Below are 22,158 nucleotides of genomic sequence, written 5' to 3'. Positions count from 1 at the left end.
AGGCAGACCGAATGCGCATCTCGCATTTCTTCATCGACCGGCCGATCTTTGCGGCCGTCGTCTCGATCGTGATCATGATCCTCGGCGCGGTTTCCGTGACGCGGCTGCCGATCGCGCAGTATCCCGATATCGCGCCGCCCGTCGTGAACGTCACCGGCCAGTATCCGGGTGCCAGCGCCGAGGTGGTGGCCGCGACGGTCGCGACGCCGCTCGAACAGCAGATCAACGGCGTCGAGCGCATGCTGTTCATTTCGTCGAACTCGACGAACGACGGACGCTTCTCGATCTCCATCACGTTCGATATTGGCACCAACCTCGATATTGCGCAGGTTCAGGTTCAGAACCGCGTGGCGATCGCGCAGCCGCGCCTTCCGGCCGACGTCCGCAACATCGGCGTCACGGTGGCGAAGGCATCGCCGGACCTGATGATGGTCGTGCATCTGCTATCGCCGGATAATTCGCGCGACACGCTGTTCATTTCGAACTACGCCAACGTCAATCTCGTCGACACCCTGAGCCGTATTCAAGGCATTGGTTCGATCACGGTGTTCGGCGGCCGCGACTACTCGATGCGCGTGTGGCTCGATCCGGACCGCCTGCAATCTCTGGCGATGACGGCCGGCGACGTCGTGACGGCGTTGCAAGGGCAGAACGTGCAGGTTGCGGCAGGCATCCTCAATCAGCCGCCGATGAAAGATCCGGGCGCGTTTCAAATCACGGTCCAGACGCTTGGTCGTCTCGCCGATCCGAAACAGTTCGGCGAGATCATCGTCAAGCGAAGTGGGGATGCGGTCGTCAGGCTGAAGGATGTCGCGCGAACCGAGCTTGCCGGTCTCGACTACGGCGTGAACTCCTACCTTGATAAAACCGCTGCCGTCGGCCTCGGCATCTTCCAGCTGCCGGGTTCGAACGCCATCGATACGGCGCAGAAGATCAAGGATACGATGGAGGAAATTTCGAAGAATTTCCCGCCGGGTATCAAGTACGACATCATCTACAATCCGACCGATTACATTCAGCAGTCGGTCAACGCGGTCGTTGAAACGATTCTGGAGGCGATCGTTCTGGTCGTCCTTGTCGTCGTTCTTTTCCTGCAGACATGGCGTGCCGCGATCATTCCGATTGTCGCCATTCCCGTGTCGCTCGTCGGCACGTTCTTCATCATGGCGATGTTCGGCTTCTCGCTGAACAACCTGTCCCTGTTCGGTCTGGTGCTCGCAATCGGCATCGTGGTCGACGACGCGATCGTCGTGGTCGAGAACGTCGAGCGTAATATCGCGAACGGATTGAGTCCGCGCGAGGCGTCCTATCGCACGATGGAGGAGGTCGGCACCGCCCTGATCGCCATCGCGCTCGTGCTGACGGCGGTGTTCGTGCCGTCGGCGTTCATCACGGGTATTTCAGGCCAGTTCTATCGTCAGTTCGCGCTGACGATCGCAGGCGCGACGGTCATCTCGCTGATCGTTTCACTGACGCTGTCGCCAGCGCTGTGCGCGCTGTTGCTGAAACCTCATACCGAGACGCATCGCTCCAGTCTGATCATGTGGCCGGTGCATGCGTTCTTCCGATTGTTCAACTGGAGCTTCGACAAGCTTTCGTCGGGCTATAGCTGGTTCGTCGGCAAGATCGTCCGCTTCGCGGTCATCATGCTGGTCGTATATGTCGGCTTGATCGCATTCGGATTGAACGAGTTCCGCAAAACGCCGATCGGGTTCATTCCAGACCAGGACGGCGGTTATCTGATCACTGTCGTGCAATTGCCACCGGCGGCAGCTCTTGATCGGACGGACGCCGTCAACAGGCGCATCGTCGATCTTGCGCTGACGGTGCCGGGCGTCGCCCATGCTGTCAGCATCGTCGGCTTCTCCGGCGCCACGCGTGTCAACGCTTCGAACGCCGGCGCCGTGTTCATCGTGCTGAAGCCATTCGAAGAACGCTCGCGCGATCCGGCGCAGTCAGCAAAGGGCATTCAAAGCGCGCTGCTGGCAAAGTTCTCGGCGATCCAGGAAGGCATGGTTCTCGTCGTCTCGCCGCCGCCGGTTCGCGGTCTCGGCAGTGCGGGCGGTTTCCGCATGATGGTCGAAAACCGTTCCGGCGCATCGTCCAGCGTGCTGCAGGATGCGGTCAACGCGATGATGGGTAAAGCGGCGCAGACGCCGGGCGTGATGCAGGTGTTCTCGCTCTTCGAAACGGCGACGCCGCAGCTTTATCTCGACATCGACCGCGTCAAGGCAGAAATGCTCGGGATCAATATTCCCGACGTGTTTGCGGCGCTGCAGTCGTATCTCGGCTCGATCTACGTCAATGACTTCAACATCATCGGCCGGACGTACCGCGTGACCGCACAGGCGGACAGCGCCTTTCGTCTGACGAGCAAGGATGCGCTTAACATCAGGGTCAGGAACGCCAACGGCGATGCCGTTCCGCTCGGTTCGTTCACGACCATCAGCGATGTCTCCGGCCCGTCACGCGTTCCGCGATACAACCTGTATCCGGCAGCCGAACTCGATGGTTCGGCGGCGCCCGGATTTTCCCAGGGGCAAGCGATCGACATCATGCAGAAGCTTGCGGCCGAAACGCTGCCTCCTGGCTTCAGCTATGAATGGACGGATCTGGCGTTCCAGCAAATTCGCGCCGGCAACACGGCGGTGTTTGCATTCGCGCTGGGTGTTGCATTCGTCTTCCTGGTTCTTGCGGCGCAGTTCGAAAGCCTGACGCTGCCGCTCGCCGTCATTCTGATCGTTCCGATGAGTCTCATCGCGTCTATCACGGGTGTCATCCTGCGCGGCATGGACAACAACATCCTGACGCAGGTCGGCTTCATCGTGCTCATAGGCCTCGCCGCGAAGAATGCGATTCTGATCGTCGAATTCGCGGAGCAACTCGAGGCGCAAGGACGAGACCGGTTCGCGGCCGCAACCGAAGCCGCGCGCCTCAGAATGCGGCCGATTCTCATGACGTCGCTGGCGTTCATTCTCGGCGTCGTGCCGCTGGTTTGGGCGGTCGGTGCGGGTGCCGAGCTTCGTCAGGCGCTCGGAACGGCGGTGTTCTCGGGCATGATCGGCGTCACGGTGTTCGGTTTGATCTTTACGCCCGTGTTCTACGTGGTCTGCCGCTGGCTCGCGGGTCTCGGCCGGCGCCGGCGGGCCGAGCCTGAACTGCACCCCGCAGAATAGTGAAGTCTCCGGCGGTGCGTTCGCCGGAGTTTGTTCACCGCCTTAGGCTCGCAAGCTCCGTGCACGCTGGCGGAGTCATGTCTGGTCCTCGATTGTGCCGAAACGGCTATCATCGAGTGAGCCATGAATCGCAAAGAGCGACGGCGTGCGCAGGCGACGGTCGGCGTAGCGCCTCATCAGATCGATCCCGCGATCGCCGCAGATTATCGCGAGGCGGTGAACTATCTGCAGGCGGGCGAATGGCTAAAATCGGAAACGGCGCACCGGCGCGTTTTGGCGAAAGCGCCGGGCCATCCGCCGACGCTGCATCACCTCGGTCTGATTGCATTCAAGTGCAACGACGGCGCGCGTGCGGTCGACTATATTCGCCAAAGCCTCGCGTCCGATCCGAATTATCATCAGGCGTGGCTGAACCTCGCGATCATTCTTGCCGATCTCAAACGCTCGCAGGAGGCCATAGAAGCCTGCAAGCAGTGCGTCGGCCTGCAGCCTGAAAATTCGGCCGCCTTCGAAGTTCTCGGCAACCTGCTGCGAGTCGCCGAGAGCAACGCGGAGGCGATCGACGCCTATCTGACGTCGCTTCGCTTGAAGCCGGAGCAGCCGCGCGTGCTGGCGCGACTGGCTGAAATGATGCTGCAAAGCGGCAAGTGTTCAGAGGCTTTGACGTATTGCCGGCGGGCGCTCGTGATCGATCCTTCGCTCGACGAGTTGCGGCGGCTGGAGCAGCGGATACTCGCGGCTTCAGGGTCGATCAGCGAAATCGAAGCGGCGCTTTCGGAGCAGACAAAAAGTCCTGAAGAGGTCGCCCAAACCTTAAACGAGCTCGGCGACTATCTGCGGACGCAATGGCGATACGAGGAAGCCATCGACGTCTACAGCCGCGCCGCGCTCACGGACGCGAATTCGGCGGATGCGCTGCTCAACATGGCGCTCGCCTTCACGAGCCTCGGGCGCAAGGAGGAAGCGCTTGCGAGCTATCAGGCGGGCCTCGCGATCGATCCCGATCGTGCCGAAGCTTACGCCAGCGTCGGCAATCTGCTTCGCGGCATGGGTATGGCGGACGGCGCGATCCAAGCCTACGAAAAGGCGATCGAACTCAATTCGACGCTCGCACTCGCGCATTACAATCTTGCGGTGACGCTCAAGGAGCGCGAGCGCCACGACGAGGCACTTGCTGCATTTTCCAGATCCGTCGAGCATGCGCCGGACTCGGTCGCGAACCGCTTCGAGCGGATGAATCTGCGCCGCGTTCTGTGCGACTGGGAGGGGCTCGATCGCGAGGAAGCGGATTGCCTCGATCAGTTCCGGCAGCGCAAGGAACTCGTCGCCCCGTTCCAGTTGATCTCGATTCCATCGACGCGCGCCGATCAGTTGCAAGCGGGACGAAAAAACGCCGCGACGCTGTCAGCTCCGGTCGCGCTGCGCTTCACGCAGCATCGCAACGGCCTCGGAACCGGGCAGCGCATTCGCGTCGGGTTTCTGTCGGCCGACTTTTTCAATCATGCGACGGCGATGCTGCTGGTCGAGGTTCTGGAGAACATCGACCGCAGTCGCTTCGAGCTTTTCGGATACTGCTTCAGTCCGGACGATGGCAGCGACCTGCGCCGTCGCGTCGTGGCCGCGTTCGATCACTATGTGCCGATCGGCAATATGACCGATCGCAATGCGGCGCGCGCAATCCACGACGACGGCATCGATATCCTCGTCGATCTCAAAGGCTATACGCGCGATGGTCGGCCGGAAATTCTCAGCTATCGGCCAGCCCCCATTCAGGTGAACTATCTCGGCTATCCGGGCTCGATGGGCATGGACGGCATCGACTACATCGTGGCCGATCCGATCGTCGCGCCGATGGCGCATCAGGGAGATTATTCCGAGCGCATCGTTCATTTGCCGGATTGCTATCAGCCGAACGATCGCAAGCGAACGATTTCAGAGATGCCCGTGACGCGGGCCGATGCCGGTTTGCCCAGCGACGCCTTTGTCTTCTGTTCGTTCAACAACAGCTACAAGCTGAACGCGGCGATGTTCGACGTCTGGATGTCGCTATTGCGGAACGTTGACGGCTCCGTGCTTTGGCTTCTCGTCCCGACCGTCACATGCCGTGAAAATCTTCGGCGCGAGGCGGCTCAGCGCGGTGTCGATCCGGACCGGCTGGTGTTCGCAAGCCGCAAGCCGATTGCGGAGCATCTCGCGCGGCATCGTCTCGCGGATCTCTTTCTCGACGCGCTTCCCTGCAACGCGCACACGACCGCGAGCGACGCACTTTGGGCCGGCCTGCCGGTTATTACCGCGATGGGCGAGACGTTCTCCGGGCGCGTTGCAGCGAGCCTGCTGACGGCGGTGGGATTGCCGGAGCTCGTCACGAAAAACCTCGAGGACTATGCCGAGCTTGCACTCGCATTGGCGCGAGATAAATCCAAGCTCGCTGCTCTCAGTGCGAAACTTGCAAGGCAGCGGGAAGCCGCGCCGTTGTTCGACAGCATGCGCTACACGAAGAACTTCGAGCGGGCGCTTTCCATGATGTGCGACATCGCACGCGCCGGCGAGCCACCGCGCGCGTTCGCCGTTGCAGGCTGACGGCTAATGGCAGATCGAACGGTACTTCCGTTCTTTCATGTCGAGATGGAAGTGATCGTGGTGCGCGGCGTTGGCGTCGGGGCCTAGAACGGTTCCGAATATCTCGCACGCTTCGTTGTGGGCCACGTGCAGGAATTCGGACGTCGGGTCTTTTTCCGGCTTTTTGGTTTCGTCCGGTTTGGTCTTCGACTTCTCAGTTTCGTCGGTTGCGCCAACCTTCGATGATGCAATCCGAACCGCGACGACGGTCACCGTTTTCGCGCGCCCACCGTGAGCGCCTGCTGGCTTCTTGGCGTCCGCGACCGTTTCCTCCTTCGGCGCGGCCCAAGATTTCGAAATCCGGATGACTTTTCCGTTCTCGAGCACAAAGCCCGAGATATCGATCGCGTTCATATACGCGTGCTCGCTGATGGGTGCGCGTGCCAGCCCATAGCGATTGCGACATGAATACGAACCAGCCAGAACGCGTGCGATGGGCGAGCCGAAGCTTTTCTTGGCAGCGGGCTGCAGCTTATCGGTAATCCACGTGTTGAGCGCTGCGATCATCGGACAGCGGAGCGTCGCCGGTGGTTGGAACTTTACCTTGCTCGCGCCAAGGCTCTGAAGCTCACGCGGCGCCGGCGCTCCGCAGGCGCCTTCATGCGCAGGCGGAAGCGGCTCGGTGACGATCGTCGTCTTATCGAGCAATCGCTCACACTCGGATTTGGCGTCCGCGATTTCGGTTTCGGTCCACTCGGGAACTTTTTGGAGAGCGGGTGGAAGGGGAGCGGCGACTTTGGGATCCGTTGCCGGGGAGGATGGCGCCGCCGGATCCGCTGCCGCTTCCTTTGCTCCGGAGGCAGCACCGGCGTTGGGTTCGTGGGCATCCGGGGCGAGCGGATGCGTCCGAACGATTTCGATCGAGGGCACGGTCGGGCCGCGCTCGGTCAGGTAGGCATGCAACACGGCGAGCAGAACCAGCCCAATGAAAACGGCGCGCGACAGGTTGATCGAAGCGCGAACGAAAAAGCGCACCGCTCTGGCGATCGCCAGAGTCCGCAGGGCCTCGGCGCGCGCCTGCAGCACCTTTGCGCGCGCTTGCAGCGCCCGTGCGCGGATCAGAACTTCGTGCCGGGCGCTCACCATAAGCTCCAACAAAAATCTGGCGGGCATCGCGCCAGCATCGCATATCCTGGTTACGTTTCGATTAGGGCGAGAGGTGGCCGCTCAAGCGATTTCGCCAGCGCGGAGCATATGATGCGGGTGCTGATGAAACGACGACGGGCGGCCGCTGGTTCCGGTGCGGGAGTGGTCCGGCGTATGTGCAAGATAAAGAGTTGTTAAACTCTTGCGCCTGGTTTCTGCGCCTGCGCTCGGTAAGTCCTGGGAGTGAGACCCGTCGTGCTTTTGAAAAGCCGGCCGAAATGCGAGACGTCTCCGAATCCCCACGAGTAAGCAATGTCGCTGATTTGTCGATGCGCCTGAGCCGGGTCGGCTAGCGCATCCTGGCATTTTTCAAGTCTGCGGGTGAACAGCAGACGTTGCAGAGATGTTTCCTCGGCTTCGAGCAGCTGGTTGGCGTAGCGCACCGAAATGCCCGCATCGGCGGCGAGTTCCTCGCACGTCACGTTCGGGTTGGTGAGATTGGCGTCGACGACGGCCTTGAGCCGTAGAAGCGAGATCAGTCGTCCAGACGAGCGCGCGGTCGAGCCGCCGTCGCCTTCGGCGAGCGCCAAGGCGACGAGATCTGTCAGCTGATACGAAATCTGTTTCTGGGCCGTGTCACTGAGCAGCGCCAACTGCACCGGAAGCAACTGGATGAAGTTTGAGACCAGAGCGCCGGCGCCGCTCGCCCCGTCGATGCGCCGTGTGGTGAGTTGTCCGATGCGGCCGAGGCGGGCTTCGCAATTGCGCCGTTCGATTTCGAGCATGAATTTTTTGCACCCTGTCGAACACTCGAAGGTGCTGGCGGCGGCGTTATCGACGAGGGTCAGATCGCCCGCCTTCAGAACCACGTCGCGGCCGTTCTGGCTGATCCTCGTGGATCCGGAAATCTGCGCACAGATGAAGACGGAGTTCTTCGACTGCGCTAGCTGGCGGGAGGTGCGCCAGGTGCTCAGACCGTTGTTGCTGGCGATTGTGAGAAACGCTCCGGCGAACGGCAAGGCCGTGATCTCGCCCTCGAACGTGGAGAGATCACGCGGCCTGCATTCAAACGGAACCATGGCCTTGCAGGCCGCCTCATGCCAGTAGTCGAAGCGGTCTCGCGGGTGGACGGAGGCGGTCGATACGAGGGCCGTCTCAGAGGCGCGGCGCTTCACGATATCACCGGGAGATTGGATGCAATGTGGGCGGGCTCGACATAGGATCACCGTGCGGATAATGCGCGGAATGATAATTTCTATGCTGAGCCGGTCAAATGCAAACTCGGGATATCTGTTGGTATTTTATGTCTTAAAGCGCACATTAAGACCCGGAGTATAATCAGGTCGTTTGCGATCCGAGAATGCTTTTAAGAGTCGATACGAATTGAGCTGCTTCCGCCGAAGAAACTCCAGACAGCAGTTTTTTCTCGATGCGCAAGTATAGGCGATCAGCACCGGCAACGGCTTTAATGCCGCGTTTCGTCAACCTCACGCAATACGCGCGGCCGTCGACCGGCGAGCGGCGGCGTTCCAAAAGCCCCTTGCGGATCAGCCTGCTGACGATGCCGGCAACCGTCGAACGGTCGATGCCGGTGATGGCGACGAGATCGGTCTGACTAAGGTCATCCTCGCGCGAAATCGCGGTCATGATCGCCAACTGCCTGAGCGTCAGGTCGCTGTCGCCTGTTTCGTCAGAGTAAAGTTGGGTCGCGCACTGATCGACGCGACGGAGCAGATGCAAAATTGATCGCTGAAAGTGTGCCGAATTGTTTTGACTCATGTCTCGTCTCCCAGCCCTGGTGGGCATTCATCAGTATGCAAACACTTGTCGAGAAAGCACGAGCCGGCGCGCCAAGTCTCGATTACCGGGGCTATGAAAATAGAACCAAGCGGAGATGGCTTGTTCTGCATCGACGCGAAGTTTGCGCGATCGCTGTGGGGCTAACATGCGGCGCAGGTCCAGCCTGCGGCAACTCAGACAATTTCGTGGGTTCGCATGGTTGGCTGGGATTTGAGCTCCTCGTAGCGTAAGGCCGCGGTTTTAGGGCCACATCCGGCGACCATTCGAGCCCTCAGTCGGTCGTCTGTAATGCCAGGACCGGCTTAGTTGCGGCATCATCTCGCCACCGCCCGGCATCATGATACGCCGCAGGGGATAAGGCCGGTTCGCGCCGCTCATTCAACTAGAAGGTTGGCGATCGCGGGGTGAGAACGGTGCGCGCAACGAGGGGATTATGGCGACCATCATTACAGTGCACGGTACGTTTGCGAAGCCGACGGAGGCGAATGCCGATGGCGGCCCGCAGCTGGACCTCCAATGGTGGGAATCGCACAGCACGTTTGAGAAGGATCTCAATCAACTCGTAGAGGGACGCGACGGCAAGCTCGACGTGAAGCCGTTCGTCTGGTCAGGGGATAACAGCGAGGTCGAGCGCCGCGAGGCTGGTGCGAAGCTCGCGAGGATGATGCAGGATCTCGAGGTACGCAGCGAGCCGTACTGCGTCATCGGCCATAGCCACGGCGGCTCGGTTGTTTCCGCGGCTTTGTTGGAATGCGCGGCGCGCAAGCGATCGCTCCCCAACATGAAACGCTGGATCACCGTCGGCACGCCCTTCATCAACCTGCGGAAAGAACTGTGGCTGCTGACGCGCCTGAGCCTCGTTCGCAAGGTTATATTCGTCGCGTCTATGATGCTCCTGCTGATGCTGCTCATTTATCAAGCGGCAACGATCCTGACCGGCGATCGCCTGTTGTTCGGTAGCCTGTTTCCGCGCGTTCAGTATTGGACGATCGCATTCATGAGCATCCCCGCATTCCTGATTTATTTTCTTTTCAAATATCTCGACGTTCGCTCCATGCTCGATCATCGCCGCCGGGTGACGAAGCGGGCGCGGAACAGTTTCGGTGATCGGTGGCGGGCTTTGGCGCACCCGGAGGATGAAGCCATCCAGGGTCTGGCATTGCTGCCGGATGCACGGCTATCGTTTTTCGACCGATCGTTCGCCGTTTCGACGATCACGCTGACGTCCGTCATCGCGCTGCCGCTGATCTATCTCGCGGTCCTGTTCTCGCCTCCGACGATCGTTGGGCTATCGAACTGGCTCTACACGCATGTTTACGAGGTGAACCTCACGCCCGAGGCCGAAGCGGATATGAAGGCGCTTCGCGAAGAGATGCGCGCCATTCGCCGAAACCGCGAGACCGAAGCGGCCACTCCGGCTTCTGCGGCGGCGCCGAGCGAGCGAACGCAGCAGGAGCGGTCCGCGCTTTGGAAGCAGTTCCGCGAAAAGCGGGCCGCGCTAGAAGCCAAGTATCCCAATTTCTCCGAGATCGAGCGCGCCATGCGGTTTCGCCAGCGCTTTCTCGAGACCAAGGACGGGCAGCCGTGCGAAGGCGGCATCATCTGCGGTGGCGGCCACGACTTGACCTACAACAGCGGACTCCTGCTGCATCTCGTGACGGATGAGCTTTCGTGGTTCCTAGGGGCGAACAACGCGCGCCGCATGAGCAGTCAACGATGGATCTGGTCGCTGGCGGTCCCCATGGTCGTGACGCCGCTGATCTTCGGCATCATCGCGCTCGTGCTGATGGCGACGATCCAAGCGCTGGCGTCGGTGATCAGCGGGGTGTCGAGCAAATTCCTGAACAGCATCACGAACGCGGAGGTGAAGCGCGCCGGGTTCGGCAACGACACCGAAGGCGAGGTCGTGTCGGGCGCTGCCGACCGTCCAGCGTGGCTCGATCGGTCTCAACCGCGTCTGCCCGCTCCTGTCGCCGATCTCGTAACCGACTACAGCAACATGGCCGCAAGCCTTTCGATCGCGAAATTCCGGCAGGCGATAGGTCAGATCCGGTTCGCCGTTCCGCCGCATAGCGCAGACACAGCGATCAGCACGTATTTCACCTGGAAGGAACTGGTGCACGCCTCGTATTTCGATGTGCCGGAATTCCGCAAGCTCGTGGCGCAGGCCGTCAGCCGCGCCGATGGATTTGCTCCGAGCGAACGCTTCCTGGCGGATCCGGATTTCGCGCGCACCGAGCAATGGCTGACGGCAATCGAGCAGTCGCCCGGAACGACAGAAGTGCCAAGTGACAAGGAACCGACAGCCAAGGACGCCAAGGCCGTCGCGGCGGTGGTGACTTCGACGGTGAAAGCAGCGCCGTGATTGCACCGCAGCCGGCCGGGGAGGGGGGCGCTCTCTACTTCGGCTGCGTGCTCTTGGGATCGGATTGAACGGATGGCTGCACAGTCGGATTCGGGAGCGCTGGCGACATCCTGTCGGGTGTCACGCCGTCGCCTGCGGAGCCGCCGATATCGCGATGATGGGCATTGCCGCGGTCGATCGGAACGACGGGCTTCTGCGAGTAAGCTTTCTTGGCTTTCTGTTCGAGCCTGAGACTTTCAGGGACATCGTCGGCAGCCGCCGGAAACGAAAGACCGGCGGTTGAGAGAGTGAGAACTGTAAGGATCAGGCTTGCCGAATTGCCAGAGTGTGATGCCATCGTCGCCTCCGAGTGAACCTTCGGCGCGCCGCCCAAAGCGTTCACATGGTGAGATTCAGTAATTGGCCGGCGTTCGTCAGCAAGCAAACAACGTTCTCAATATTAATAATGGCTGATCAACGCTTATCGCACTTTCCGGATTGATTCAGTTAAATGCTTTTTGCGTGCTTTGTGAAAGCAACCATAGCATTTCTGCGGATTGTCTGAACACCGCAATTCGTCGATCAATTCGAGATTGAGCCGGTCTGAGAAATATGCCGTTTTGAAGGTCGACGGTAATCTTGGTCCAGAGAGGTTGGATCGCTGGCGGACCGGGATGCTTAACGTCTCTCTTCGCGCTATGGGAGACAACCGACCAGCAAACAAAAAGCTGTTCAGTTGAAAAAACACGGTTGCGCACCAAGGAACCTCGAATTGCTCGAAGAGTTGCGCTTCGGTTAGCAGAGGATATTTCCAATGAAAAAAGCAATCATGTCTCTCATCGCATTGAGCTTCGCATTCGGAATCCCGCTGTCAATGATGTCTGCATCTCCGGCTAGCGCATGCTGGTGGAAAGACCGGCGCGGCGAGCCGTAGGATCGCAGCGTTTCCTCAGGGACCCTCGGATTCCGATCCGAGGGTCTTTTCGCAAACATCAGAATTCCAATCGATTTTTGCTTTAATTCGCGTCGAGCAGCGCCTTGCAATATTTTGCAATGGCGAGGCTGGACGTCAGGCCGGGGCTTTCGATGCCGTAAAGCGCGACGAGACGCGGGATGCCGTGCTCCGCTGACGCGTGTATTGCAAAATCCATCCCATCTGCGCTTCCGCTCGCGATCTTTGGGCGAATGCCGGTATAGCCGGGGCTGAGTGCAGCGTCGGGAAGTCCGGGCCAATAGCGGCGGATGGAGCGTTCAAAATCCGCTTGCCGCGTGCCGTGCCGATCGTCGAACCGATAATCGATGCTTTCGATCCAATCCACATCCGGCCCGAAGCGCACGTTACCTTCAAGGTCGAGCGTGAGATGCGTGCCGAGCCCGCCCTCGACCGGTACGGGATAAATCAAATGCTGAAATTCTGATTTGCCGCGATAAGTGAAATAGTGGCCTCGGGCGAATTGGAGTGCCGGCGGGAGATATCGCATTTCGCGTGGCAACACGGGGCCGAGTTTGGCCATTCCAAGACCAGCCGCCGCAATCAGGTTTCGAACCGTAATTTTCGCTGGCGCTCCGCTGCTCACCATATCGATTTCGAAAAGTCCGTCCGCACGGCGAATGACATTCTGAACGTCCGTTTGCAGGACGATAGCGCCGCCGAGGTTTTCGATGTCGTTTGCAAGGGCCTGCATCAGGCCGTGGCTGTCGACGATCCCGGTCGAAGGCGACAACAGAGCTTTGACGCTGCTGATCGCGGGTTCGAGTTTCTGCACGTCGCTCGCGCCGCCCAGCCACTGGAGATCATCGACGCCGCTGGCTTTCGCGCGCTGCGCGATTACGTCGAGAGCTGCGGTTTCCGCTTCCGACGTCGCAACAACGAGTTTCCCGACGCGCCGGGCAGCGACGCCGTGTTCACTGGCGTAAGCGTAGAGCAGGCTCTTGCCTTCAACGCACAGCCGCGCCTTCAGCGATCCCGGCGGGTAATAGATCCCGGCGTGAATCACTTCGCTCGATCGCGAACTGGTTTCCTGTCCGATGGCGGCGTGGCGTTCCAGCACGTAGGTCTGCTGTCCCGCGTTCGCGCATTCTGCTGCGATTGCGAGCCCGATCACGCCTGCGCCGATGACAACTGTTTCGATGTCGGGGGTGGCGGATGTGCCCATGCACGGACCAGAGCGAAAAACGACGGCGTCGTGCAGCCATCTTAAGCCATCAGACGCCGATTATTGAGCGAAACTGCGCGAGGTCATGCGCAAACTCAGCCTGATGCGAATTTGGGAATGTTCCGGCATTGCATCATGGCTCCGCGGGTAGGATTCGAACCTACGACCATCCGATTAACAGTCGGACGCTCTACCACTGAGCTACCGCGGAATGCCGTGCAAAATGCCGGAGAGCGCTCCGCATAGCAGAACGTTTCGTCTCTGGCGAGGCCCTTTATTCTCTTTCTTCACGCGCCCGGGCAGAAGCGCACGACGTGATCGCATTTCAGTGCCGATGCGGCAACTGCGACCACCCGTCCCAGCAGTGATTCCGGCGCGCAATTGCACCGGATTTCCGCACGGGTGGGTCTGGGCAGGATGTGTTTTTTGGAAGATTGGAGGCCACGCCCGGAATTGAACCGGGGTACGCGGATTTGCAGTCCGCTGCGTCACCACTCCGCCACGTGGCCTCAACGCTCAGTCAGCGGCGAGCCGCCTTCGTCGTTTTGCGGAAATCAAGTCGATTTACCGAAGCGAACGGCCGTCTAACATAGAGCGGCGACACCTTACAAGTCGTAACGGCATTTGCCTATCCATGCGACGGCTTTCCAGTCGCGCCGCGCGCTTTGCTCGCGTATAGAACAGGTCTCGAATTCGCGGCCTTCGTTTCGGCGTCAGCCGGGTAACAACAGGCTCTCTTAGCTGGGGACGGCAATGGCAGACATCGCTTTACAACGCAAAAACATGGTTGAGAGCCAAATTCGCCCGAGCGACGTGACGGATCGGCGCGTGACGGCCGCGATGAGCGCGATTCCCCGCGAGGCGTTCGTGCCCTCGAGCCTGGCGAAACTTGCCTATAGCGATGAAGCGCTCCACGTGGGGCCTGATGCTGTGATGTTGCCGCCGACCGTTCTCGCGAGGCTCGTGCAACTCGCCGATATCGATCCCGCCGACTCGGTCCTCGTTATCGGCGGATATGCCGGATACGCGGCGGCAATCGTCGCGCAGATTGCGAAATCCGTCGTCGCGTTGCTGCCAGATAGAGAGACTGCAACGTCTGTCACGGATGCTTGCCGCAGCGTTTCCGTCGACAACGTCACGGCGGTCGCCGGCGCACTGTCGGAAGGGTGGAAAGCTCAGTCACCCTATGACGTCATTATCGTCGAGGGCGGCGTCGAAGCAATTCCCGATGCAGTCAAAGCACAGCTGTCAGACGGCGGCCGTCTCGTTGCGATCGAAGTCGAGCGCGGGCTCGGCCATGCGTTTCTGCTGCAGAAGACGGGCGAATTTTTCGTTCGCCGCGACGCGTTTCAGACGGCTGCGCCGCTGCTGACGGGCTTTGAATCCGCGAAGCCTGCTTTCGTTTTCTAAATCCGGTCTGCTCTCATTCGCTGACGTGTTGAACGCGACGGTTCCATCGCCGCGCCGGCGTTTTTGCGTCCTGCTTTCTAAACTCGAAGTTCGCGCGGAGAGTGTGTTTCGCGCCACGCTCGGCACGAAAATATTAATAAATGCTAGACGGATAGACGTGGCGACCCAAGTTATCCGGTACGTTGTTGCGCGAACGCTTCGCCTTAGTGAAAGCCACTCGAAGCGAATCGGGTAAATGACGTTTCTGCATTTCTGATGGGGAGCGTTCGCTAGTTCGGGGCCGCGAACGCCAGAATGGGTTCATGCAATTGTCGATGATAGCGCAAGCTCAACCGTCACGACTGCGCGCGCGGCTTAGGTCACGCTGCGCGATCTCGGCTCTGCTGGCTCTGGCCGGGGTTTTCGCGATCCCAACATCGGGATCGGCCGAGACGCTCGTCGATGCTCTCTCAGCCGCATATCAATACAGCCCGACGCTCGATGCGGAACGCGCCCGGCAGAGAGCGCGCGACGAAGACATTGCGCGTGCGAATTCCGGCTATCGTCCCGATATCAATCTTTCCGCCAGCGTCGGCCGCCAGGGAACGTGGGCCAAGTCTCCGCTAGGCAATACCAACAACGTGTCGTCTCCGCGCGGTTACGGCGTTGATCTGGTTCAACCCGTCTTTACGGGCTTTCAAGTCACCAATGCCGTGAATGCGGCGGAGGCGACGGACCGGGCCGGGCGTGAAACGCTGCGCAATACGGAACAGCAGGTTCTGCTGGATGCCGTCACGGCCTACGGCGACGTCGTGCGCGATCAGGCGATCGTCAAGCTCAACGAGAACAACTTGAAGTTCCTCGACGCCGAACTGAAGGCGACGCAGGATCGCTTCAACGTCGGCGAAGTGACGAAGACCGACGTTGCGCAGGCTCAGGCCCGGCGTGCAGCGGGGCAGTCGGATCTCGATCAGGCGCGCGCAAACCTGAAGTCCAGTCGCGCCATCTTCGAGCAGGTCGTCGGACATCCGCCGTCGAATTTGATTGAACCCAATCCGAATACGAAGCTCGTTCCTCGCAGCGTCACCGACGCCATCGCGATCGGGACCAAAGAAAATCCACAGGTCGTCCAGGCGCTCTACTCGGAGCAGGCTGGCCGGTTCAGCGTCGATCAGATTCGCGGCGAACTGCTTCCGCAGGCGCAGCTTGAAGCCAACTGGACGGACAGCTTCGACAGTTCGGAACTCATCGACCGGGGCAGCACGGCCTCCGTCGTCGGCCGTGTCAACGTTCCGATCTATCCGGCGGGCGGCGAAGTTTACGCGCGGCTACGGCAGGCCAAGCATACGCACATTTCGCTTTTGCAGCAGATCGAGGAAGCACGCTCGCTGACGCAGTCGCAGGTCGTTCAAGCGTGGGCGCAGCTGCAAGGCTTTAAAGCCCAGTCGGAATCCGATCGCGCGTCCATCACGGCGAACACGACGGCTCTCGAAGGCGTCAAAGAAGAAGAGCGCGTCGGGCAGCGGACATTGCTCGACGTTTTGAACGCGCAACAGGAACTGTTGCAGTCCCAGGTCAATCTCGAGACGACGAAGCGCAACATTCTCGTGGCGTCGTATACGCTGGTGTCATCCATCGGCCGTCTCAGCGTGTCCGAGGTCGGCGCTGCGACCGAAGTTTATCACCCCGAAGTGCACTACGAAGAAGTGCGCCGGAAATGGTGGGGCATCGACATCACGCATGACGATGGCCGTCGTGAGCACATCGACGTCGGCGAGGACGGCAAGCCACTGAAGTAGGCTTGCGCGATCGCGGACCCTCCATGCTCGTCGGCTGGCGGCCTCTGGGCAGCGCAATTTGGCTCGTTTTGGGACGTTTCGCAGCGATTGTGTGCGGTCGCTGCCTTGAGAGTGCCGCGCTCCGGGGATAACTAATACCGGGATCGTTGCCGGGCGCTGCGCAACCTGCCACCATATTTGTCATCGGAGCAGATTATCCGATCGGTATGAGGGCCGGAACTTCGCTAAATCCGTGAAAGTTCACGGTCTCTCAGCCTGGCGTCGCCGTCGCGAGAAGGTACGAGTATGTCGAGATTTGAGCCCAACGTCGAACCGAGCATGGAGGAGATCCTTGCTTCGATCCGCAAGATCATCGCGGAAGACACGTCGGGTTCGAGGACCGTGCCGCCTCCGGCGCCATCGCGCGCACCACAATCGCCTGTCCGTCCCAACGCAGGCGTGAGGCCCGCGGCGCCGCAACAGCGCGGGTTCATGTCGCGCGAAGCTTTCATGAAATCTTCGTCTCCGGCGGATGAGCCGGGCGAACAGCGCTTTTTCACGCCAGTAACGCCGCCGCAAGATCCGGTCACGCCTGAATCCGCTTCGAAGTCGGCGAGCGGGGGCAGCGCTGCGAAAGCGGCGCCTGCACCAGTTCCGGCAGCCGTGAAGGTCGAACCTAAATCCGTTGAGCCGCAGGCTGCCGTCGCGATCAAATCTTCTGAGCCCGAGAAGACGCAAGCTCCGTCGATCAAGCCGGAGACGGAAAAGCCTGCCGACGCATCGATTGCGGCAGAGGTCCAGGCGATCGTCGAGGCCGAGCACAAATCGGCGACGGTCGAAACTTCATCGGAAGCACAGCTGATCGATGCGCAACTCGTCGAGCTCCTCGGCGAGGATCTCAAAGCGTTGCGCGAGGCTGACGAACGTCAGGATTGGAAGAATACGCCGACGCTCGACGCTGCCGCGAGGGTGGCGCCTGGTCCGGCAGTCGCGCCGCCAAAGCCCGCGGAGCCTGCAACCAAAGTCAATGGTGCGGCAGCGAGCATCGTTTCGCCGCCAGCTGCTGCACGTGTCGAGACGCCGGAAACGCCTGCCGTCGCCGATCCTTTCGCGTTCGATCTCGGTCCATCGCCCTTCCTGCCGCGTGCGCTGAACGAGAAACCGGCAGAGCAGCAAATTTCGATTGATCCGCCGCAGGCGCCTCTGCGCGCTAGCGTGCCGCAGCAACCTGACTCCCGGCCATCGCCCGCTGCACAAGGTTGGCCGAAAGCCAATGGCTCGCCCGTTGTGCAGGAAACGGCGCGTCCAGCGGCAGCACCGACACCCACATCGGCGCCGAGAATGGCGGAGCCTCAGCCAGCGCCCGCTGCTGCACGTCCGCAGACCTTCGCCGTGCCGAGCGTTTCGGCGACGCTTGGGCCGCATCGTACGCTCGAGCCGCTGTCAGACTCGTTCAAGCCTGCCGCTCCGGCGCACAGCAAGCCTGCAGAGCCGGACGCGGATCCGTTTCCGTTCCGCGCTCTTCCAAGAAGCGTTGAGACGCCAGCCGAACCGGCACGCCCGCCGCTCGACAACAGACTGCAGCCGGCGCATGTGCCGCCGCTGTCGGCCCTGCCGCCGCTCGACGTCGAAGCCGAGCCGGTCATCGGCGGCGATCGTACGATGGAAGACGCGGTCGCAGACCTTTTGCGCCCGCTGCTCAAGACGTGGCTTGCCGAAAATATGCCAAAGATCGTGGAGCGCGCACTTCGTCGTGAAATGACCGAGCGACTGTTGCCAGGGCACAAGAACAGCCGCGACTAACGATCTGAATTTCAATGCAGAGCATGAGCAAAAGCGGAGGTATCTCCGCTTTTTTTGTATCTGCAGCAAATTTTCCTTGATCGTGACTTCCGCCACACGGTTGCCGCGAGTGGGCCTTAGCAATTTGTCTCAGGCGGGCGACGCCAAGTCACCAGTTGGTGATGCGGTCCGCTCGTGACGTCACTGGGGGGCTGAGCTGCGATCGGAGTGCGCGGCGCTTTCTTTCCAGACAGGACGAACCGGAGGGGCAACGGGGTGCCGACGCGGTTCTGCGAATTCGTATTCGTACGCAGAGAGGAAGCGTCATGAACATGATGAATGGAGCAAGAAACGACGTCGAAGACATACTTGCATCGATCCGCACGAGTATCGCCGATCGATCGCCAGGGTTCGACGCAGACAGGCGGGAGGCGCGCGTGACGACACTAAGAGGTCGCGGAAATATTGCCGACGAGGCATTGGAATTCGAGTTGCCGGCTATTTTCAAGGCTCCGGCGCAACCTCAGGCCGAGCGGCCGAATTTGCTGGGTCGCCTCAGTGAAGCTCTCGGCACGAACGCGCAGCATGCGCAGGAAAGCGAGTGGGGCCGCCGCACTGCGCGGACTGTCATCCCCTTCGAGCCGATCCACGGGCGCATGATCGAGCCGCCGCCGCCGGTCGCGCTCGACACCGTCAAAGAACCGGCACAGGCCGCCACCCAGTCCGCACCGCAGAACGAAGACGTCAAGCGCATCATGCCGTCGTTTTTTGACACGCGTATGAGCCGCATGACGTTCACGGCGCCTACGCCGCAGCCTGAACCGGAGCCCGCTCCTCAGCCAGCGCAGAGGGCCTACGTGCCCGAACCGCCCCGGCTTCCCGATGGCGGCAATTTCGCCAACGGCGGCGTCGAGGATGCGGCAGCGCAGCTTCTGCGGCCGATCCTGCGTCAGTGGCTGACCGAGAATATGCCTAAAATTGTCGAAAAGGCGCTGCGGGACGAAACCGGCAAGCGCTGATTGCAACGCGCCGGAATCCGGCACCTGCATGCGTCGAAGAGGGTGGCAAGGTTGACAGCGTACGAATGTCAGCCTTACCACCGGTGTCGAACAACCGCGGTTGGAAACGACACCCTCTCAGATGCTTGAAAAAACGTTCCGCCCGGCCGAAATCGAGCCGCGCATCAATTCCGAATGGGACAAGTCCGAAGCGTTCAAGGCCGGTCGCGCCGTTACAGGCGGAAAGAACGCGTCCTACTCCATCGTCATCCCGCCGCCGAATGTCACCGGCTCGCTCCATATGGGGCACGCGCTCAACAATACGCTGCAGGACATCCTCGTGCGTTTCGAGCGCATGCGGGGCCGCGATGTGCTCTGGCAGCCCGGCACCGATCATGCCGGCATCGCGACGCAGATGGTCGTCGAGCGTCAGCTTGCAGCCGATAAGCAGCCGTCGCGGCGGGAGCTTGGACGCGAAGAATTCCTGAAGCGCGTCTGGGCGTGGAAAGAGGAATCCGGCGGCACCATCATCAATCAGCTGAAACGCCTCGGCGCGTCATGCGACTGGTCGCGCGAACGCTTCACGATGGACGAGGGGCTGTCGAAGGCGGTCGTGAAGGTCTTCGTGCAGCTCTACAACGAGGGACTGATCTACAAGGACAAGCGTCTCGTCAATTGGGACCCGAAGTTTCAGACCGCGATCTCGGATCTGGAAGTCGTGCAGGTCGAGGCGCGCGGAAAATTCTCGTGGTCGAAGGACGGTGGCGAGCCGTTCGATGCGGCGGCGCTCGGCAAGGTGCTCGCGAAAGATCCGAGCGGGCACATGTATCATTTCCGCTATCCGCTCGCATCGAAGGTCGCTGGCTACGACAAGGATTACATCGTCGTCGCGACGACGCGGCCGGAGACGATGCTCGGCGATACGGGCGTTGCGGTGCATCCCGACGACGAGCGTTACGCGGCGCTGATCAAGGCTGGCGCGACAGTGAAGATGCCGCTTGTCGGGCGCGAGATTCCGATCGTTGCGGATGAATACTCCGATCCCGAGAAGGGAACGGGTGCGGTGAAGATCACGCCTGCGCACGACTTCAACGACTTCGATGTCGGCAAGCGGCACAATCTCGCGCAGATCAACGTGCTCGATGCGTATGGCAAGCTGGTCGACGACGTGCCGGAGGCCTATCGCGGGCTCGATCGCTTCGAGGCGCGGCTGCGCGTCGTCGCCGATATCGATGCGCTGGGCCTGCTCGAAAAGATCGAGCCGACGACGCACACGGTCCCGCACGGCGATCGATCGAATGTCGTCGTCGAACCGTGGCTGACGGATCAGTGGTACGTCAACGCCGCCGAGCTTGCGAAGCCCGCGATGGCGGCGGTCGAGAATGGCAAGACGGTTTTCGTTCCGAAGAACTGGGAGAAGACCTACTTCGAGTGGATGCGGAACATCCAGCCTTGGTGCATCTCGCGTCAGCTGTGGTGGGGCCACCAGATCCCGGCGTGGTATGGGCCGGACGGCAAGTACTTCGTTGCGGCGACGGAAGACGAAGCTCAGGCGCTGGCGCAGGCGTATTACGCGTCTTCTCCCTCTCCCCGCGGGCGGGGAGAGGGTTGGGGTGAGGGGCAGCCTTCATCGTCAGAACAAGCAGCCGCCCCTCACCCTAGCCCTCTCCCCGTTGAAGGAACGGGGAGAGGGGAGCGCATCGCCTTGAAGCGCGACGAGGACGTGCTCGACACCTGGTTCTCATCGGCTTTGTGGCCGTTCTCGACGCTGGGCTGGCCGGACGAGACGCCGGAGCTTGGCCGCTATTATCCGACGAGCGTGCTCGTCACCGGCTTCGACATCATCTTCTTCTGGGTCGCCCGCATGATGATGATGGGCCTGCACTTCATGGACGAAGTGCCGTTCAAGGACGTCTACATCCATGCCCTCGTGCGCGACGAGAAGGGGCAGAAGATGTCGAAGTCGAAGGGCAACGTCATGGACCCGCTCGTCCTGATTGACGAGTTCGGAGCCGACGCGCTGCGCTTCACGCTCGCGGCGATGGCGGCGCAGGGGCGCGACATCAAGCTCGCGAAATCGCGTGTTGAAGGCTATCGCAATTTCGCGACCAAGCTCTGGAACGCCTCGCGCTTCGCGGAAATGAACGAGTGCGTGCGCCAGCGCAATTTCGATCCGAAGTCGGCGACGCAGATATTCAACAAATGGATCATCGGCGAGGCCGAACTGACCGCGAAGGCCGTTACCGAAGCGCTCGAAGGTTATAAATTCAACGAAGCGGCCGCTGCGATCTATGAATTCGTGTGGGGCGAGTTCTGCGATTGGTATCTCGAGCTGATCAAGCCGCTGCTTGCGGGCGATGACGAGGACGCGAAATCCGAGACGCGCGCCGTGACGGCGTGGACGCTCGATCAGATCCTCAAGATGCTGCATCCGTTCATGCCGTTCATCACGGAAGAGCTTTGGGCGCACATGGTCGAGCACGGCGTCAAGCGTGACGATCTTCTGGTGCTCAGCGAGTGGCCGAACCTTGACGGTCTTGTCGAGCGCGACGCCGTCGATGAGGTGAACTGGGTCGTGTCGCTGATTTCGGAAGTGCGCTCGGTGCGTACCGAAATGAGCGTTCCGGCCGGAGCGAAAGTGCCGCTCGTCATCGTCGGCGCCAGCGACGCCATGCGCGAGCGCGTCCATCGCAACGACGAAACGCTGAAGCGGCTGGCGCGTCTCGACGGTATCGACTTCGCCGATATCGCGCCCAAAGGCGCAGCGCTGATCGTTGCAGGCGAGACGACGGCGGCATTGCCGCTCGCAGGCATCATCGACATGGCTGCTGAGAAGCGGCGTCTTGCGAAGGAGATCGACAAGGCGGACGGCGACCTCAAGAAGATGGATGCGAAGCTTTCTAACCCGCAGTTCATGGAGCGGGCGAAGGAAGAAGCCATTGAGGAAGCGAAAGAACGCAAGGCCGAGCTCGAAGCCGAGATCAAGCGGTTCTCGGCGGCGCTAAAACGGCTGGAGGATGTCGGCTGACC

The 22,158-nt window shown here is 60.9% G+C and carries 13 protein-coding genes and 2 tRNA genes; 8 read left to right on the top strand and 7 right to left on the bottom strand.

Annotation, left to right across the window (positions count from 1 at the left end; all coding sequences use genetic code 11):
- The first annotated feature begins 11 nt into the window (after window positions 1-11).
- A complete protein-coding gene (locus HYPGJ_RS08020; protein WP_046846620.1) occupies window positions 12-3,176 on the top strand; it encodes a multidrug efflux RND transporter permease subunit in 3,165 nt (1,054 codons plus the stop codon).
- A gap of 123 nt (window positions 3,177-3,299) precedes the next feature.
- The gene (locus HYPGJ_RS08015) at window positions 3,300-5,756 is read left to right on the top strand and encodes a tetratricopeptide repeat protein (protein WP_046846619.1); all 2,457 of its coding nucleotides are present in this window, start codon (window positions 3,300-3,302) and stop codon (window positions 5,754-5,756) included.
- Between the two features lie 3 nt (window positions 5,757-5,759).
- Here the strand turns inward: HYPGJ_RS08015 and HYPGJ_RS08010 are convergent, their stop codons facing one another.
- From HYPGJ_RS08010 to HYPGJ_RS08000, 3 genes are all read right to left on the bottom strand, one after another.
- Window positions 5,760-6,881, bottom strand: a complete 1,122-nt coding sequence (locus tag HYPGJ_RS08010) for an extensin family protein (protein WP_244466050.1) — start codon at window positions 6,879-6,881, stop codon at window positions 5,760-5,762.
- Window positions 6,882-7,075: 194 nt separating this feature from the next.
- The gene (locus HYPGJ_RS08005) at window positions 7,076-8,056 is read right to left on the bottom strand and encodes a helix-turn-helix domain-containing protein (RefSeq protein ID WP_046846618.1); all 981 of its coding nucleotides are present in this window, start codon (window positions 8,054-8,056) and stop codon (window positions 7,076-7,078) included.
- A gap of 163 nt (window positions 8,057-8,219) precedes the next feature.
- Window positions 8,220-8,660: a MarR family transcriptional regulator gene (locus tag HYPGJ_RS08000; protein ID WP_046846617.1), complete on the bottom strand. Its 441-nt coding sequence runs from the start codon at window positions 8,658-8,660 to the stop codon at window positions 8,220-8,222.
- Between the two features lie 454 nt (window positions 8,661-9,114).
- Between HYPGJ_RS08000 and HYPGJ_RS07995 the strand changes: the two genes are divergently transcribed.
- Complete coding sequence (locus HYPGJ_RS07995) at window positions 9,115-11,046, top strand: hypothetical protein (protein ID WP_046846616.1); 1,932 nt, start codon at window positions 9,115-9,117, stop codon at window positions 11,044-11,046.
- Window positions 11,047-11,080: 34 nt separating this feature from the next.
- Here HYPGJ_RS07995 and HYPGJ_RS07990 read toward each other — a convergent pair whose 3' ends face one another.
- From HYPGJ_RS07990 to HYPGJ_RS07970, 4 genes are all read right to left on the bottom strand, one after another.
- Window positions 11,081-11,383 carry a hypothetical protein gene (locus tag HYPGJ_RS07990; RefSeq protein ID WP_046846812.1) on the bottom strand — a complete coding sequence of 101 codons (303 nt, stop codon included), beginning with the start codon at window positions 11,381-11,383 and terminating at the stop codon, window positions 11,081-11,083.
- Window positions 11,384-12,041: 658 nt separating this feature from the next.
- Window positions 12,042-13,181 (bottom strand): NAD(P)/FAD-dependent oxidoreductase, encoded by a 1,140-nt coding sequence (locus tag HYPGJ_RS07980; protein ID WP_046846614.1) that lies wholly within the window; start codon window positions 13,179-13,181, stop codon window positions 12,042-12,044.
- A gap of 136 nt (window positions 13,182-13,317) precedes the next feature.
- Window positions 13,318-13,392 (bottom strand) — tRNA-Asn (locus tag HYPGJ_RS07975).
- A 224-nt stretch (window positions 13,393-13,616) separates the two neighbouring features.
- Window positions 13,617-13,690, bottom strand: a tRNA-Cys gene (locus tag HYPGJ_RS07970).
- A gap of 244 nt (window positions 13,691-13,934) precedes the next feature.
- Between HYPGJ_RS07970 and HYPGJ_RS07965 the strand changes: the two genes are divergently transcribed.
- The 5 genes from HYPGJ_RS07965 to HYPGJ_RS07945 all read left to right on the top strand — a co-directional run bounded on the left by HYPGJ_RS07965 (window position 13,935) and on the right by HYPGJ_RS07945 (window position 22,156).
- Complete coding sequence (locus tag HYPGJ_RS07965; protein ID WP_046846613.1) at window positions 13,935-14,591, top strand: protein-L-isoaspartate O-methyltransferase; 657 nt, start codon at window positions 13,935-13,937, stop codon at window positions 14,589-14,591.
- Between the two features lie 302 nt (window positions 14,592-14,893).
- Complete coding sequence (locus tag HYPGJ_RS07960) at window positions 14,894-16,369, top strand: TolC family outer membrane protein (protein WP_052750832.1); 1,476 nt, start codon at window positions 14,894-14,896, stop codon at window positions 16,367-16,369.
- Window positions 16,370-16,654: 285 nt separating this feature from the next.
- A complete protein-coding gene (locus HYPGJ_RS07955) occupies window positions 16,655-18,151 on the top strand; it encodes a DUF2497 domain-containing protein (protein WP_046846612.1) in 1,497 nt (498 codons plus the stop codon).
- 416 nt (window positions 18,152-18,567) lie between these two features.
- Window positions 18,568-19,149 (top strand): DUF2497 domain-containing protein, encoded by a 582-nt coding sequence (locus HYPGJ_RS07950; protein WP_244466036.1) that lies wholly within the window; start codon window positions 18,568-18,570, stop codon window positions 19,147-19,149.
- 121 nt (window positions 19,150-19,270) lie between these two features.
- Complete coding sequence (locus HYPGJ_RS07945) at window positions 19,271-22,156, top strand: valine--tRNA ligase (RefSeq protein ID WP_046846610.1); 2,886 nt, start codon at window positions 19,271-19,273, stop codon at window positions 22,154-22,156.
- The last annotated feature ends 2 nt before the right edge of the window (window positions 22,157-22,158 follow it).

It is taken from the genome of Hyphomicrobium sp. GJ21, from assembly GCF_001006785.1.
GTDB lineage: Bacteria > Pseudomonadota > Alphaproteobacteria > Rhizobiales > Hyphomicrobiaceae > Hyphomicrobium_B.
The sequence above is the reverse complement of the archived record's forward strand: the minus strand, read 5'-3'. Positions and strand labels throughout refer to the sequence as shown.